Source organism: Micromonospora thermarum (assembly GCF_012034245.1).
Taxonomy (GTDB): domain Bacteria; phylum Actinomycetota; class Actinomycetes; order Mycobacteriales; family Micromonosporaceae; genus Micromonospora; species Micromonospora thermarum.
Genome location: NZ_JAATEO010000038.1, coordinates 20937 through 36046, shown reverse-complemented (window position 1 = coordinate 36046; position 15110 = coordinate 20937). Strand labels below are relative to the sequence as shown.

General features: G+C 70.8%; 13 protein-coding genes, 1 tRNA gene and 2 pseudogenes. 6 read left to right on the top strand and 10 right to left on the bottom strand.

What is annotated here, in order from left to right; all coding sequences use genetic code 11:
• Positions 1–65 precede the first annotated feature (65 nt).
• Positions 66–1040, top strand: a complete 975-nt coding sequence (locus HCJ94_RS25780; protein ID WP_240944524.1) for a hypothetical protein — start codon at positions 66–68, stop codon at positions 1038–1040.
• Here the strand turns inward: HCJ94_RS25780 and HCJ94_RS25775 are convergent.
• From HCJ94_RS25775 to HCJ94_RS25755, 5 genes are all read right to left on the bottom strand, one after another.
• Positions 937–1593, bottom strand: coding sequence for a potassium channel family protein (locus tag HCJ94_RS25775; protein WP_240944521.1), 657 nt, complete (start codon positions 1591–1593; stop codon positions 937–939). The genes HCJ94_RS25780 and HCJ94_RS25775 overlap by 104 nt on opposite strands.
• A gap of 54 nt (positions 1594–1647) precedes the next feature.
• On the bottom strand, positions 1648–1827 hold the full coding sequence (locus HCJ94_RS25770) for a DUF4236 domain-containing protein (RefSeq protein WP_168003632.1): 180 nt from the start codon (positions 1825–1827) through the stop codon (positions 1648–1650).
• A 170-nt stretch (positions 1828–1997) separates the two neighbouring features.
• Complete coding sequence (locus HCJ94_RS25765) at positions 1998–2507, bottom strand: GNAT family N-acetyltransferase (protein ID WP_168003631.1); 510 nt, start codon at positions 2505–2507, stop codon at positions 1998–2000.
• Entirely contained in the window at positions 2507–2962 is a 456-nt protein-coding gene (locus HCJ94_RS25760; protein ID WP_168003630.1) for an RrF2 family transcriptional regulator, read from the bottom strand. Before HCJ94_RS25760 ends, HCJ94_RS25765 begins: the two co-directional genes overlap by 1 nt.
• A gap of 7 nt (positions 2963–2969) precedes the next feature.
• On the bottom strand, positions 2970–4040 hold the full coding sequence (locus tag HCJ94_RS25755; protein WP_168003629.1) for a helix-turn-helix domain-containing protein: 1071 nt from the start codon (positions 4038–4040) through the stop codon (positions 2970–2972).
• A 296-nt stretch (positions 4041–4336) separates the two neighbouring features.
• Here HCJ94_RS25755 and HCJ94_RS25750 point away from each other — a divergent pair, with 296 nt between their 5' ends.
• Positions 4337–5113, top strand: coding sequence for an SDR family oxidoreductase (locus tag HCJ94_RS25750; RefSeq protein WP_168003628.1), 777 nt, complete (start codon positions 4337–4339; stop codon positions 5111–5113).
• Between the two features lie 117 nt (positions 5114–5230).
• Here HCJ94_RS25750 and HCJ94_RS25745 read toward each other — a convergent pair whose 3' ends face one another.
• Entirely contained in the window at positions 5231–5662 is a 432-nt protein-coding gene (locus HCJ94_RS25745) for an SsgA family sporulation/cell division regulator (protein WP_007457244.1), read from the bottom strand.
• 294 nt (positions 5663–5956) lie between these two features.
• On the opposite strand from HCJ94_RS25745, the gene HCJ94_RS25740 reads away from it, so the two are divergent.
• Together HCJ94_RS25740 and HCJ94_RS25735 are read left to right on the top strand one after the other, a co-directional pair.
• Entirely contained in the window at positions 5957–6514 is a 558-nt protein-coding gene (locus tag HCJ94_RS25740) for a TIGR02611 family protein (RefSeq protein ID WP_168003627.1), read from the top strand.
• A gap of 50 nt (positions 6515–6564) precedes the next feature.
• Positions 6565–6636, top strand: a tRNA-Val gene (locus HCJ94_RS25735).
• 75 nt (positions 6637–6711) lie between these two features.
• Here the strand turns inward: HCJ94_RS25735 and HCJ94_RS31280 are convergent.
• Positions 6712–7931, bottom strand: a pseudogene (locus HCJ94_RS31280) (tyrosine-type recombinase/integrase).
• A pseudogene (locus HCJ94_RS30545) lies at positions 7931–8020 on the bottom strand (excisionase family DNA-binding protein); the annotation flags it as partial. The pseudogenes HCJ94_RS31280 and HCJ94_RS30545, both read right to left, overlap by 1 nt.
• 820 nt (positions 8021–8840) lie before the next feature.
• Here HCJ94_RS30545 and HCJ94_RS25725 point away from each other — a divergent pair.
• Positions 8841–9428 carry a nucleoside monophosphate kinase gene (locus tag HCJ94_RS25725; protein WP_168003626.1) on the top strand — a complete coding sequence of 196 codons (588 nt, stop codon included), beginning with the start codon at positions 8841–8843 and terminating at the stop codon, positions 9426–9428.
• Between the two features lie 1130 nt (positions 9429–10558).
• Here the strand turns inward: HCJ94_RS25725 and HCJ94_RS25720 are convergent.
• Positions 10559–12865: a tetratricopeptide repeat protein gene (locus HCJ94_RS25720; RefSeq protein ID WP_168003625.1), complete on the bottom strand. Its 2307-nt coding sequence runs from the start codon at positions 12863–12865 to the stop codon at positions 10559–10561.
• Positions 12866–12905: 40 nt separating this feature from the next.
• Entirely contained in the window at positions 12906–13340 is a 435-nt protein-coding gene (locus HCJ94_RS25715; RefSeq protein WP_168003624.1) for a hypothetical protein, read from the bottom strand.
• A 488-nt stretch (positions 13341–13828) separates the two neighbouring features.
• On the opposite strand from HCJ94_RS25715, the gene HCJ94_RS25710 reads away from it, so the two are divergent.
• On the top strand, positions 13829–15028 hold the full coding sequence (locus tag HCJ94_RS25710) for a helix-turn-helix domain-containing protein (RefSeq protein ID WP_168003623.1): 1200 nt from the start codon (positions 13829–13831) through the stop codon (positions 15026–15028).
• Positions 15029–15110: the final 82 nt, after the last annotated feature.

The following is a 15110-nucleotide window of genomic DNA, read 5'->3' as shown; positions in this document are numbered from 1 at the left end:
CGGTGCGCGTTTGTCACCCGCCACCACTCCAAGATTGGCCGGCATGGGGTAGAAACCAGGGCGTGATGGACGAGGTGCTGCGAGAGGTGCTCGTCCGGCACGCCGAGGTGTGGGTGCCCCGGGTGTCGGGGCGGGGGCGGCGCGGTGTCGTCGCGCTCGCGTACGGGGACGGTGAGTCCGCGGCCGCGTCGGCGGAGGCGGTGCTCGGCGTGATCGCCGAGTACGCCGACCGGCTGCGCGGCCGGCAGCTCAGCGTGCTGGTGCTCGCCGACGCCACCGAGGACCTGCCGGCCCGGCTCGGTCCCGTCGAGGCGGCGCTGCCGGCCGAGGTCGCCGTCCACCTGGTGCCCGGCGGGCCGGCCCGGCTGCCCGTCGCGCTCAAGGCGGCCGGCGCCGCCGGGGCGCCGCTGCTGTCGTACCTGGAGGGTCCGGGCGCGACCGACCCGGCAGTGCTGACGGCCGCCGCCGGCCGCTCCGCCGAGGTGCTCCTCGTCACCGGGGCCGCGGCCGACGTGTCCCTCCGGGCGGCACTCGGCAACGCCGGGTTCCCGCTGGTGGCCGAGGTCGACCTCGTGCCCGGGGACGGGTCGCCGGCACGGCGGCTGGCCTTCGGCACCGGGTACGACCGCAGCCTCGAAGCGTTCAAGGACCTGCTGTGGGCGGTCGACGAGTACGCCGGCGTGCGCTACCGCGACCCGGCCGACCCCGCCGGGCGGCTGCTGGACATCGCGCTGGACCCCGAGCCCGGGCCGCTGCGCCGGGAACTGCTCGCCGAGCTGGCCCGCTCCGGCCCGCGTACGGTGACCGAACTGCGCCGGCACGCGCTGACCGCGACCGTGTACCGGTCCGCCGACGTGCAGCGGGCACTGGCCGGCCTGCTCCACTCCGGCGCGGTCACCCGCGACCCCGGGCACGGCCGCCTCGGCGGGGACGTGCTCATCGCGGCGGCGCACCCGGCCGCCCCGCCCCCGGCGGCGGCGGACCCGCCGGCCGCCCGGCCGGGCGTGGATCCGGGCGCCGGCCCGGAGCCAGCTCTCTGACCACGAGCGACACCCCGGTGGCGATCACCCCGATGCTGAAGACCATCTGCGCGCTGACCGCGGCCCGGGCGATCTGCCCCTGCGGGTGCACGTCGCCGTACCCGATCGTGGTGAGGGTGGCCAGCGCGAAGTACAGCGCGTCGATCCGGGTGTCCAGGTCGACGAACTGCCCGGGCGAGCTGCGGGCGATGACGTAGTCGGCGAGCGCGAACGCCAGCAGGCCGGCCACCAGGGCGACGGCCAGCCGCAGCAGGGCCGGCACCTCCGCCGCGGGGCCCGTGCCGCCCGCGGCGAGCTGCCGCCGGACCTGTGTGGTGACCAGCCAGGCCACCCACGCCACCAGCAGCAGGGTGGCCAGGCTGCGCACCGCCAGGCGCGCACCGTTCGGATCGGACTCCACCGGTACGACGAAGTACGCCACCAGCAGGAGCAGGCAGGCCAGCAGGGCGTGGCGGCGCTCGCGCCGCCAGGGCCGGGTCATGCCGCGATTCTCCGTCGCGCCGTCCGCCGCCACGGCCGTTTCGGCGAGGGGGCTGCCGGCTGTGCCGGACATGGCGAAGGGACCCTTCCGCAGCGGCGGTCGGGTCCCTTCGTCGTGCCGCAGCCGTCAGGTGCGGGACTTGTCCTGCTTCCAGGACAGCGGACCGGGCAGGTCCACGCGGTGGGCTCGCGCCCGCGAGTTCCACGACCAGCGGCCGATCTTGATGCTCCAGGAGGAGAAGCCGTTCTCGGTGAAGTTCAGGATGATCGGGCCGATCTTCTTGCGCTTGCGGAACATGAGACCCATCGCGGGGCTCCCTTCGGTATCCCTTCCCTGGCGTGTCGAACCTGAACATGCCCGGATCGCTTTTTCGCGAAACCCTGGCGCGCCTCCACCGTGGACGCCCGGCAACAGCGCCGGCCGCCGCTGTCCACGGAGGAGGTGGCGCGGACCCGGTCGGTCCACGCCGGCCGGGCTCAGCCAGCGGAGGTGACGGCGAGGACGCGGGTGGTCGTGCCGTCGTCCTCGGCGATGTCGCGCTCGTGGGCGAAGCCGATCTTGCCCAGCAGGGCCAGGCTGGCGTGGTTCGCGTCGGCGACCGTCGCGTACACCGCCGGCAGGGCGAGCGTGTCGAAGCCGTACCGCACCAGGGCCCTCGCCAGCTCGGTGCCGAGGCCGCCGCCCCAGGCCGACTTGGCGAGGGCGTACACGATCTCGTGCCCGTCGACCTGGTCGGTGCGCTTGATCTCGGCGTGCCCGACGTAGCGGCCGTCGTGGCGGACGGCCCACACGTCGAACAGGTCGTTCGCGTACACCTTGCTGAACACGCGGCCGAACAGCGCGCCCGCCTCCGCGGCGCCGAGCGGACCGTCGCCCATGAACCGGCCCACCTCCGGGTCGGTGAAGAGGGCGACGAAGTCCTCGGCGTCGTCCGGACGGTACGGCTCCAGCAGGAGACGGTCGGTGTGCAGCACGGGGGTGGGCATCAGCGGGGCTCCCAGGCGTCGGGCAGGGCGGTCAGTCTGCGCACGTGCGCGGGGAGCCGGCCACTGATTATCTCGGCGAGGCTCACCTCGTCGACCACCCGCCGCACGGCCGCCCGGACGGCCACCCACAGGCCGGGCAGGTTCTCCGCCGCGCCCTCGTACCGTGTCTCCTCCGGACGCAGGCCGCGCACCCCGGCGAGCGGGCCCTCCACGGCCCGCAGCACCGCGCCGACCGTCACCTCGCGGGGCGGCCGGGCCAGGGTGTAGCCGCCCTCGGCGCCCCGCTGCGCGCGGACGATGCCGGCCCGTCGCAGATCGGCCAGGACCGCCTCCAGGAACTTGCGGGGCATGTCCTGCTCCGCCGCGATGGCCTGGGTGGAGAGCAACCGGGGGTACGCGGTGGCGAGGCTCAACGCCGCCCGTACCGCGTAGTCACCGCGCGCCGAGATCTGCACTACGCCATCATGCCGGGCGCCGGTCCCCGGCGGTGTCGGCAGGTGGGCGTGGGCGGACGACCCGCCCGGTCGCCCCGGTCTCCCGGGCCGGAACGGCCGGCGTGTCCGGCGACTCGTGGGGTCGGCCGGGCTCGGGTGCGGGCCGGCCGCCGGAGCCGGGCTGCCCCGTACCGACGCTGGCCGGTGCGCCGGGTGCGGGCGTGCCGCCCTGGCCGGAGGGCCCGCCGGCCCGGTGGTCCGGTGTTCCGGTGAGCGGCTGGTCGCGGGCGGCGCGGAAGGCGCCCGGGCTCATCCCGACCTCGCGCGTGAAGAACCGCCCGAAGTTGGTCGGCTCGGAGAAGCCGAGACGGCGGCCGATCCGCGCCACGGGCTCGTCGGTCGCCGCGAGCAGCCGTCGGGCCTGGAGGGCGACCCGGTCGTCGACCACCTGCTTGGCGCTGCGCCCGGTGACCGCCAGGCAGGCCCGGGTGAGGGTACGCACCGAGCAGCCCAGGTGGGCGGCGTAGTCCTCCACCCGGCGGGTGTGCTGGTAGCCGCGCTCGACCTCCCGGCAGAGCCGCTGGAAGGTGACCGTCTCGGCGCGCGGTGCGGGCCGGGCTGCGTCCGGCAGCAGGGCCAGGCGGAGCAGGACCACGGCCAGTTGGTGGCGGAGCAGGCCGGCGGCGTCGGCCACGCCCCGGTGCCGCTCGCAGTCCACCGCGAGCTGGCTGACCTCGGTGATGATCGCGTCCTCGTCCTCACCGGCCAGTTGGAGCCAGGCCGGGACGGCATCGGGGTCGACGTCCAGCCCGCGCAGCGCCTCCGGCGCCCAGCGCACCACCGTCGCGTCCAGCTCGGGAACCGCGCAGCGGAGCACCTGGCCGGCCTGGACCCGCAGCAGCGTGCCCGGCCGGCAGGCCAGGGCCTGGAAGTCCAGCTCAGCGCCGCCGTGCCCGCCGGTGAACAGGACCAGCAGGTCCCGTTCCAGCAGGAGTGGACGCCGCCACGCCGGGTCGGCCACGAGGTCACCCAGGGCGAGCGTCTCGATCTCGGGTGGCGCGGAGAACGGAACAGGGGAGGGCTGACCAGGAGAAACCATCACCTGCGACCGTAGCCCGGGGCGACGATCATCGCATCTCTGAGCGCGCATCCGACGCACCATTCCCTGTCCCGCGCCCCGCCCACCGCTCGTCCCGGGCCCGCCGTCATGCGCGCACTTTCACGGAAGAAGTGGCCTCCGGCCGCTCCCAGGCCGCTCGGATGGGCTCTCTTTCCCGGAAAGTGCGCCCACCAACCCGGTGTGGCTGGGCGGCGCGGTGGGGTCGGTGGGGTTGTGGGGGCGGGTGGGGGCGGTTACGTTACCGGGCGGTAGGGGTGTACCGCGAGAGGATGGGCATGGCGGATCTGTTCTCGGTCGACGGCAAGACGGTTCTGGTCACCGGCGGTTCCCGGGGAATCGGCCTGATGATCGCCCAGGGCTTCGTCCAGGCCGGCGCGCGCGTGATCATCTCCTCGCGCAAGGCGGACGTGTGCGAGGCGGTCGCCAAGGAACTGTCGACGCAGGGGCACTGCGAGGCGATCCCCGCCGACCTGGGCGGCGACGCCGGTGCCGAGGCGCTCGCCGCCGCCGTACGGGAGCGCTACGACCGGCTCGACGTGCTGGTCAACAACGCGGGCGCCACGTGGGGAGCGCCGCTGGAGGCGTACCCGGAGAGCGCGTTCGACAAGCTGTGGGCGGTCAACGTGAAGGCCGTCTTCCGGCTCACCACCGCACTGCTGCCGGCGCTGCGCGCCGCCGCCACCGCCGACGACCCGGCCCGGGTGATCAACATCGGCTCGATCGACGGCATCCGGGTGCCCTGGATGGAGGTCTACGCGTACTCCGCCACCAAGGCCGCCGTGCACATGCTGACCCGCAGCCTCGCCCACCAGCTCGCCGGCGAGCACGTCACGGTCAACGCGATCGCACCCGGCCCGTTCGAGAGCAAGATGATGGCGTTCGCGCTGGAGGACCCCACGTCCCGGGCCGCCATCGAGAAGCAGGTGCCGTTGGGCCGGATCGGCCGTCCGGAGGACATGGCGGGCACCGCCATCTACCTGTCCTCGCGCGCCGGTGCCTACCTCACCGGCGCGGTCATCCCGGTCGACGGCGGCATCACCACCCACGGCTGAGCGCGCCACGGCTGAGCCTGGCCCGGGCGGGAGGCTGTCCGCGTACTCCCGGCAAGCCGGAGCCGCGCGGACTCGGCAGATCCGCGCGGCCCCGTTGTGGCCGGTTGTTCCGGTTTTTCAGCGGCCGGCGAGCAGCCGGTTCACCGCCGTGTCGACGTCCAGGTGCTCGGCCTCGCGGCCGCGCGGTACGACGACGTAGGTCCGCCGCAGGAAGCGCACCAGGACGCTCCGCGGCACCTCGAACAGGGCGTTGCCGTCCGGGGACGACAGCGCCAGAGCGACGAAGTCCCCGCGCGGGGTGGCCCACGGCCAGACCCGCACATCGCCGATGCCGGCCGGCTCGTCGAGGCCGGTCACCAGCAGTTCCCGGGCGAACGACCAGCTGACCGCCTCGCCGCCCGCCGATTCCGCGTGGAACAGGACATGGACGGCATACGGGTCAGCAGGGTCGTAACGCAGACTTGCACGCACCGGCAAGGCCGTGGCGTCAGGTGCGACGAGCCTTAGCGACGTCTCGACCTCTACGGTCGTCGGTCGGATGACACTCATGGACGTTCTCCCCCCGGCACCGCTGCGGAACGCGCGTGTCCCGCTTTTCCCATACTCAGGTGCTGCTCCTAGCTACGCTCCGCCATACGCTGACTTCACCCAGTGGTGGGAAGGTGATCGGAACGTCCTCGAGAATGTGAAGATTCCTGTAGGATTTCCGCTTCTACCCAGTCCGCGGTGCCGCCCGGCATCGGGTGGTTCAGACGTCGACTTACTCCGGTAACGTCCAGTCCACGGTTGCAGTGACGGGCGCGCGCCACACTGGGGGAGGAAATGGTGACGAAGCGATCCTCAATGGATCCGGTCACGCTGCCAGGTGCGCCGAACGTCGCGCTTCGGGCAGCCGAAAAGCGGGGGTACGGGGTGCCGAACGAGCATGGTGACCGGCCCGGTCGGCCGGCACCGGACAGGGGTGGGTCGTCCGGGGGGACGGCGCTTGCCGCCCGACGGGAGCGGCCGCGCTGGCGGCAGCGGGTCTCCACCACCCTCGCGCTTATCCGGGCCAACCCCACCGGCCGGGTCGCCCTCAAGATCTTCATCGCGATCGCCGGCGCGCTCGTCGTCACCATCGGCCTGGCGCTGATCCCGCTGCCCGGGCCCGGCTGGCTCCTGGTGATCGCCGGCCTCGGCATCTGGGCGGTCGAGTTCCACTGGGCGCGACGGCTGCTCACCTTCACGAGACGGCACGTCCACAACTGGACCGAGTGGGTGAAGCGCCAGTCGCTCACCGTACGGTTCGTGCTCGGCGCCGTCGGCCTCGTGTTCGTGTCGACCGTCGTGTGGCTGTCGCTCAAGTACAGCCTCGGCATCGACGTGGTGGCCCGGGCGCTGCACTACCTCGCGACGCACTGAGGGCCGGTTTTTGGTCCGCGCGGACGATCAGGTAGAGTCGTCGGCGCTGAGGGCGATTAGCTCAGCGGGAGAGCGCTTCGTTCACACCGAAGAGGTCACTGGTTCGATCCCAGTATCGCCCACGCAGGTAGAAGGCCACTTCCCATTGATGGGGGTGGCCTTTTTGCTGCCCGTACAGCAGCGAAGTACAGCAGCGGTCATTTGTCGAGGGAATCGCCGAGCCGCTTGAGTGCTTCTCTCGTCGCCTTGGACGAGACCTGGGTGTAGATCTCCATCGTCACGGCGAAGCGGGCGTGGCGGAGCACCTGCATGGCGACTCTCGGGTGGACGTCGAGGTCGGCCAGGAGGGTGGCGCAGGTGCGGCGGGCGTCGTGGACGGTGATCGGCTTGACTCCCGCCTTGTAGCACCGGGTCTGCCAGGAGCGTTGGAAGTTGCGTGGCTCGATGGGTGTGCAATAGCGGGTGGTGAATACGAGGCCGTTCTCGTGCCATGCGTTGCCGGCGGCGGCTCGTGCCTCGTCGCGCTGTTCGCTTCGCAGCTTGAGCGCCGTCAGGCAGATGTCGGGCAGGGGAGTGTGGCGTCGGACGCCTGGGTCTTGGTGTCCCGGTGGAGGAGCTGCCCGCGTACGCGCTGCAGTTGGCGGCCGATGGTCAGCTCTCCCGCGTCGAGGTCGACGTCCTCCCAAGTCAGTCCGAGGGCCTCGCCCTTGCGGAGGCCGGTGACGAGGACCAGGGCGTAGGCGGCGTAGAGCGGGTCCTCGGCGGCGCGGGCGGACTCCAGGAACCTACGGGCCTCGTCGCTCGACCAGGACTTGCCCCGCCGTCAGCGGACGGTGGCCAAGGTGACCGGCACGGCTGGGTTCTTGGTGATGAGGTCTTCGGCCTGGGCGTGGGTGAGGGCGGCCCGCAGCGTGGCCCGGATGTCGCTGACCGTGCGAGTCGACGGAACAGCCTGGCAGCAGCGACCGACGGCGCAGCAGCGCCTCTTGAGCTTTGGCCGGGCGGCGTCCTTGCCCTGGGCGCAGCACTGGCAGGTGCGGGCCACCTGGTTGATCCAGGTCTGCACGTCCCGCGACTGGAGCCGGTCGAGCCGCTTACCCCCGAGGCCGGGTGCGATGTAGCGGCGGACGAACGTCTCGTAGGTCGCGTAGGTCAGGGGTGCCCGGTTCGGCTCGATGATCTCGGTCAGCCAGTAGGTGAGGAAGGTGCTGACCGTCGGGGCGTTGGTCGCCACTGGCCCCTGTTTCGCCTGCTGGTGCAACTTGATCCACTTGTCGTGGACGGCCTCGCGGGTCTTGCCGTAGACGTACTTGCGGTCACGCCGGCCGTCGGGCTTGGTGACCCAGACGTACGCGGCGAAGCCGTTGCGGTAGGGGAAGATGGAGCCTTCGCCGTTGGCGCGGGTGCGTCCGGGCATCAGGCGGCCTCCTGGCGTTCGACCTGTTCGCGGATGTAGTCATCGACCCATTCGGGGAGGATGCGGCGGTACTTGCCGTCCTTGATGGATGCAGTTGGCCGGTGATGCGGCCGGTGTCGGCGTCGACGGTGGCGATGGTGCCGGTGAGGCGGATCGGGCGAGCACAGCCGCCGGCGGGGCGAATGTGCTCCAGCCAGCCGAAGAACTCCGGCGAGGCGGCGCGATGCAGGACCTGGGCGTCCCGACCGACGGCAAGGCCGGGACGGTAGATGGTGAGCGGGGCGGACATGACGGTCTCCTCTTCTGGGGGTGGCAGGGACGGGAGACGAAACACCACCAGCCGTGGACGTGGGTCCGCTGGTGGTGTTCGTCGTGTCTCCTGGCACCGCCGAGAGGGCGGCTGACGCCGGAGGGCGGAGTCGTGGTCGTGGCACTTCCCGCCGATGGGTCATGTCCTTCCAGGTGATCGAGGACTGGGTGATCGGGGCCGGCACGGGTGGGGAGCCTGGGATATCGGCATCTGGTTGCCGTAGGCTGCCCCACCCGTGAGGTGTGCGAATCCGGGCCATCGTGGACGGCAGACAAAGGCCGTGCTGGGCCGCTCAACGGATTCGGGAGACCGGCTCAGCGGCCGGTGCCATCGAGAACCGGCGGGACGTGACCCGCATCAGCGGCAGGAAGGCCGCTCGGCATCTCCGAAGTCGAGTCCAGCGATCCGGCAGGAAGGCCGCGCTGGCGTGCTCGACGAGCGTCAGAGTAGCACCGGGTACCGTCACGTCAACCCGTCGTGAATGGGGAATCCGGCATCGATGGTCGGCTCCGCGCTGCCGCATCCCGGGCTGATGCTCTCATTCACATCCCACGTGTGCTGCTAGCTTGGCTCTTCGGCCCACCGACATGGGGGTGCACATGCTCAACGTGGCCCTCATCGCCGGGCCGGTGGTCGACCTGGGTTCCGCTGCGTCGGCTCTGGCAGACGCCATCGGCCTACAGGTCGTCAGCGCAGGCAACGTCTTCCGCAAGCACGTGCAGCAGCAGACGCCGCTGGGCAAAGAGGCGAACCGGCACATGCAGGCCGGACATCTTGTCCCGGATGAGCTAATGGTCAGAGCCCTCGCTGACGCCCTAGCCAACCTCGACGGTGGCTGGGTGCTGTACAACTTCCCGCGCAAGGTCCGCCAGGCTGAGTTGCTGGCGCAGAACGGCCATGTCCCCGACGCAGTGATCGAACTTGTCCTTACTGAGGACCAACTTCGCCTCGCCGTTCACAGCCGGGTGGAACGGCAGATAGCACTGGACTCCCAGCAAGCCGAGCGACGCCAGGAACTCTTGCTCATGTACTCGCACTCGCAGGAGAACTACCAGGAGCAGGTCGAGCCGTTGCGCGCTTACTACCGGACCCATGGCCTGTTGCGAACCGTCAGTGGCTTCGGTGGCTTCGAGGACGTAGCCGCCAGGCTGATCCCGATCGCCTCCGACGGTCAACGCCACCCGTGAGATCGGCCAGGGTAGGCCGGTGCCGACGTGGGAGGACTTTCTGTACATCCATCAAGGCGGCCCTTGACGGGCCGCACGCGCCGCCGCCTGGGCGCGCGCCGGCCGCTGCCACTGTCGCTCTGCGGCCGTCACGCCTGATGACCGGCGGCTGGCGCGGACAGCGGGAAGCCCGGAGGGCCCGCCGCAGAACGACAGACGTTAGCGGTGTTGTGGTGGGCCGGCAGCCGGCTGGGCGCGCGGCCACGAGCCCGCGCGGCGTAGGGAAGCGCACGCCGGCCGCGTCGGCGAGCTGGCGGCGGTCGCCGGGTTGCGGTTAGAGCGCCTCCGGCGGGGGCGCTCCGGCTCCAGGATGGCCGGAGCTCCGCCGGCGAGCCAAGGTTCGTGGGTGGTTGCGGTAGGCCATCCCGTCTGCCATCGACCCGGGCAAGCCGAGCAGACCACCGCCCGACCCGCCAGCGCCCGTACGAGCCGTCAAGGTCCGCTTGACGTGGCGGGCCGGGCGGCGGCCCGCTCCCCAAGAGGGCGGGTCGAGGGCAGACGGGATGGCGAGGTGCTCCCTGGAGGTGCGACGGCGAGCACGAGGGGCAGCTTCGGCATGTTGCGGACTTACCAGTCCCGCCACCAAGAGGGCTGCGGGCTTTGGCAGATTTCGGTTTGGGTGGCGTGGGGGAAATGACGGGGACTGGCGGGCATAGTGCCTGTCTCACCGCAGGGTCACGACCAGCCCAGGCCAGGGGCGTTTCCAAGTGCCCCCTGGCAGTGTGGGGCACACACAGGGCACAAGACACCGTGAAACGTCGTGAAATAGCCATCAACGATGGCAGCCGGAGACGCCGTGTGAGCAGGCGTCGGGAGCCGTTCCCGCTGGTGGCGAGGCAGCGGCTCTACGTTCCGCTTCAACCTCCCCAAGTCACCCCCGCCCACCCGAGGCACCCCCTGGTCCCCGATCGTCACCGGCGCGTGCTTCAGGTTAGGACTTGGCGATGCGCTCGACCCATTCGTTGATGTTGCGCAGGTGGTCGGCGGAGGCGAACCCGTCGCGGTCCGTCACCGCCTCGTGCATCACTTGACCTCGGCGTGCTTCAGCTGCCAAGAGGCGTGCAGTAGGCCACCTTAGCGGTGCCGGGTGGTCAGAGTGGTGGGTGTTCCTCGCCCAGGAGCCGCGTTTCCGCGGCCAGCACGAAGCGGTACTCGGCCTCGGCTTGTTCCAGCTCCCCCCGGTCGCGCAGCACGCTAGCCAGCGCGTGTCGGGTGGCCAGAGTGGCGAGATGCTCCTCGCCCAGGATGCGTCTACGGGCGGCCAGCACAGAGTGGTATTCGGCCTCGGCTTGTTCCAGCTGCCCCCGGGCGTGCAGCTGGCCAGCCACGTTGTGCCGGGTGGTCAGGGTGGCGGGGTGTTCCTCGCCCAGGAGCCGCGTTTCCGCGGCCAGCACGAAGCGGTACTCGGCCTCGGCTTGTTCCAGCTCCCCCCGGTCGCGCAGCACGCTAGCCAGCTCGTGTCGGGTTGCCAGGGTGTCAGGGTGCTCCTCGCCCAGGATTCGGTTGCTGGCGGCCAGCACGGAGCGGTACTCGGCCTCGGCCTGCCCCAGGTGCCCCCGGTCGTGCAGCACACCAGCCAGAGAGTGCCGGGTGCTCAGGGTATTAGGGTGCTCCTCGCCCAGGATTCGGTTGCTGGCGGCCAGCACGGAGCGGTACTCGGCCTCGGCCTGTCCCAGCTGCCTCCGGACGCGCAGCACGGTGGCCAGAGAGTGCCGGGTGTTCAGGGTGTCAGGGTGCTCCTCGCCCAGGATCCGTGTACGGGCGGCCAGCACGGAGCGGTACTCGGCCTCGGACTGCTCCAGTTGCCCCCATAGGTGCAGCAGTCCAGCCAGGGTGTCGCGGGTGGTCAGGGTGTCGCGGTGCTCCTCACCCAGCAGCCTCGCTTCCACGGCGAGTACCCTGCGGATATCGCTGTCGGCCTGTGCATAACGGCCGGTCGCGATGTAGTAGTAAGCGCCGTAGGTTGCGGGCCAGCCAATTTTCTCTGTGGCTTGGTGGGGCAGGTCGGCGTTGGGCGGTAGCAGGTGCAGGGCGCTCGGGCCGTGGGGCGCTAGGGCCTGCCAGACGGGCCAACAAGCTGGATCATCTGGGTCACGATTGTCGATGTCCATGGCCTGCAACAGCAGCTGGGTGACGAGCGGAATGTATGCGTCGAGGTGTTCGGCAACATCGGGATGTGCCCGGTTGGTGTCGCGAACCACGGGATGCAGCGCGAGGATATCCGCAGCCTCCTCGGCGGCGGCGGGGTCCTGCGTGAGAGTGACCAGGCTCAGGCTGGCAAGCGCGGTCAACGCCTGCCAGAGCCGGCCGGCGTTGAGGCCGGGGAACAGCGGGGAGGCGGCCATCCTCGGCACGTGCAGCAGTAGACCGTAGGGAATAGGTCCGATCTCGAAGCAGGACAGCAGGCGCAGTAGTGGCCGCGCCTCGGCGATGCCGCGCCGCTCCAGCAGAGCCAGGGACAGCTCCCACGTCTGGGTGATGACGGCGCTGCCCACCTCTTGCGCTGAACCGTTCAAAGGGTTGGACGACAGGAACAGCCGGCCAAAGTCACGGTCAAGGGCCGCTCGATACTCGCTGAACGTCACGGGGGCTGTGGGCTCGCGGAACGCCACGGGTGTCATGGTGACCGTCGCCAGATAGGAGCCAGCCAGCTGCAGCGCGAGCGGCAGCCCGCCTAGCCGTTCGGCGAGTGCATCGGCTTCAGCGCGGGAACCCGCCGCCGGACCGGCGTAATCCAGTAGAACCTGGCCGCCGTCGTGCCCGCTGAGTTCCGGCACCTGATGTAGGACGGCTTGCGGTCCCCATGTGCGAGGGTCTCCATCGCGGGTAGTGATGAGAACGGCCCCGTTTGGTCCGGCTGGCCTCAGCCAGCCCGTCTCGTCGGCTACCTGCGCGTTCGGAGCCAGCACCGGCTGCGGATCGTCGGCGTTGTCAATCACCAGCAGCCACCGCTGCGTACGCTGGCGGAGTAGCCGCCAGACCAGATCCGCAGGGTTCGTCTGCGATAGTTGTTCGACGGTAGCCCCGAGCCGGTGTGTGATCGCCTGCATTCCTGCGGCAAAGACTCCGGAGTCGACGGCCGAGACCCACCAAACCTCCACATCCTGCACCGCCGCGCGGTGTGCGACCTCCAGCGACAGGCGCGTCTTGCCGGCTCCGCCCAGGCCGTACAAGACGTGCACGCGCAGACCGTCGCTCTGCGCGCTCACGATCTGGCTCAGCCGGTCGACCAGGTTATCCCGGCCCCGCAGCGGCGCATGAGGGTTCCGACGCCCCCACGGCGGGGCGATCGACGGCAACGCCTCGGCCGATGCGGGCACCAAGAAGTAGTTGTTCTGGGTGCCGGACGCCTGCACTGCCTGCTGCGCTCGGCTGGCGGCCGACACAAACTGATCCACGACATGGGTATGTGCCTGGCGGGGGACCTCCCTCGGTAGCTTATCGGCCGGTTGCATCCGAGCCGCCGCCGAAGGTGTTTGTCTGGACCCCTTGGCCCTGTACCGCCTGCTGGGCGTTGTCGAACGCGACGGCGTGCTGCTGGACAGAGTCGACAGTGGTCTGCGGCACTCGGGCAGCCACCTCCTTCACCAACGCCTCTAGGAGTACAGCCGCGTCGGGGTCATCCTCCACCAGGTCGCTGAGCCGAGCCTGCCAGGCCGCCGCCACTCTCGACCGAGCCTGTACCAGCTCCCGACCGGACAAGCCCTCCAACTCTGCCCGTGAGCCCTCCAGCCGCCGCTCCACGGCCTCCACCCGTGCCGGGTCGCTCCGGCCAAACAGACGCGCAAAGTTGGTCTTGGCCCAACCCCAGGCATCCGTAGCCATTGCCCCCACCAGTGCACTGCCCGCCGCCGCCAACAACTCCACCGACATCGCCGCCTCCAGGCTCCACCCACCGTGGTCCTAGTAGTACACGCAGAGACAACAGTTTGAAACCCTGTAGAGGCTGAGGGCTGCGGTCAGAGGAGCACAGCTGAACGCCAAGGCGACGGCACGCCAGGTCATGCAAGATCGAGAGGTCCCCCTGGCGATGTGGGAGTCCGGCAGCGACTGTCGACAGCTACGGTGACAGCAACGATCTGGGACGAGGCCAGCCGTCGGCAGGCGGACACGAACAGTCGCCCGAGGTCGCGGACGCGGACGCACCACGCCGGACGAAGTGCCCATAACTTACAAGCGAGGGGTTGGGCCGCCCATGGCCGTCGCGCCTGTTAAGGAGATCGATGTGCCTCGCGTGGCTCTTGTTGCATCACCCGGTCGCGGTGGTACGCGTTCAGGCTGGCGACGGGAGTACCGTCGACTGTGGCGGCCCGTTGGAGTAGCGGCCGGCGGCCGCCGCCCAGACCGCTACCTGGGAGACGATGATGACGGACCCGACGACCTTCGGTGCGCGCCTACGCGCTTACCGCGAACGCGCAGGGAAGACCCGCCCGGTCCTCGGTGGCTTGGTTGGCCGCAGTGCTGAGTGGGTCAAGGCTCTGGAGAATGGCCGCCTTCTTCCGCCCCGCCTGCCCATGCTGCTCCGCCTGGCTGAGGTGCTGGACATCTCGGACCTGGCGGACCTGACCGGCGATCAGTCCCTGTCGGTGGCGTCGGTGACCCGTGCCGGTCACCCCGATGTCGACAACGTCGCCGCCGTCATGCAGCGCACCGCCGTGTCGGTCAGCGATCCGACGCCAGTCGACGTGCTGCGCGGCCTGGTCGACCAAGCGTGGGCGCTGTGGCACCGATCGACCGCCGAGCGTACGGCGGTCGCCGCGGTGCTTCCTGGGCTGCTCGTGGAGGCGCAGGGCAGCGCTCGCCGGCTGGACGGGCTGGCGCGCCGGCACGCGCTCGTCGAGCTGGCGCGCGTTTACCACCTCGCGCAGTTGTACCTGGCCCATCAGCCATATCCGGAACTGGTGTGGCTCGCCGCCGACCGGGCGATGCTCGCCGCCCAGGACGCCGACGACCCTGCCGCGATCGCGGTAGCCGCCTGGTACTACGCCCACGTCTACCGGGGAGCGAACCAGATCGACGCCGCCGAGCAGGTGCTCGTCGGCGCTGCCGGTCTGGTCGACCCGGCCGCCGGCGGTGAGCAGTTGGCCCGGTGGGGGCAGGCACAGCTCGGCATCGCGCTGGGGCACAGCAAGGCCGGCCGGGCCGGGCAGGCATGGCGTGCGTGGGACGCCGCCGACGAGGCCGCGAGCCGGCTCGGCAGCGGGTACGCCCACCCGTGGCTGATGTTTGGTCCGGCCGCCTGCGCGGCGTACGCGGTCACCATCGAGACTGACCTGTGTCGGGCTGGTGAGGCCGTCCGGCGGGCCGACACGATGGATTACCGGGCACTGCCGTCGTGTACGCGGCGGGCCGCTGCCTTGATCGAGGCTGCTCGGGCGCACGTGCTGCACCGGGGTGAGGTGGCGGCGGTGCATCTGCTCGGACGAGCGTTGCGGGAGAGTGTGGATACGGTTCGGCACCATCCGTACGCCCGTACCGCCGCCCTGGAGCTGTCGAACCGGCCTGGCACGGTCGGGGAGGACGCGCGGGAGCTGGCTCTCGCGATCGGGGTGATGGGGTAGCGCTCCCTCGGGTACAACCTCTCCCCGCCGCCGTCCGTGACCGCTCGTAGCGTGCTGGTCACTGGCGGCGGCGGTGCTCTGG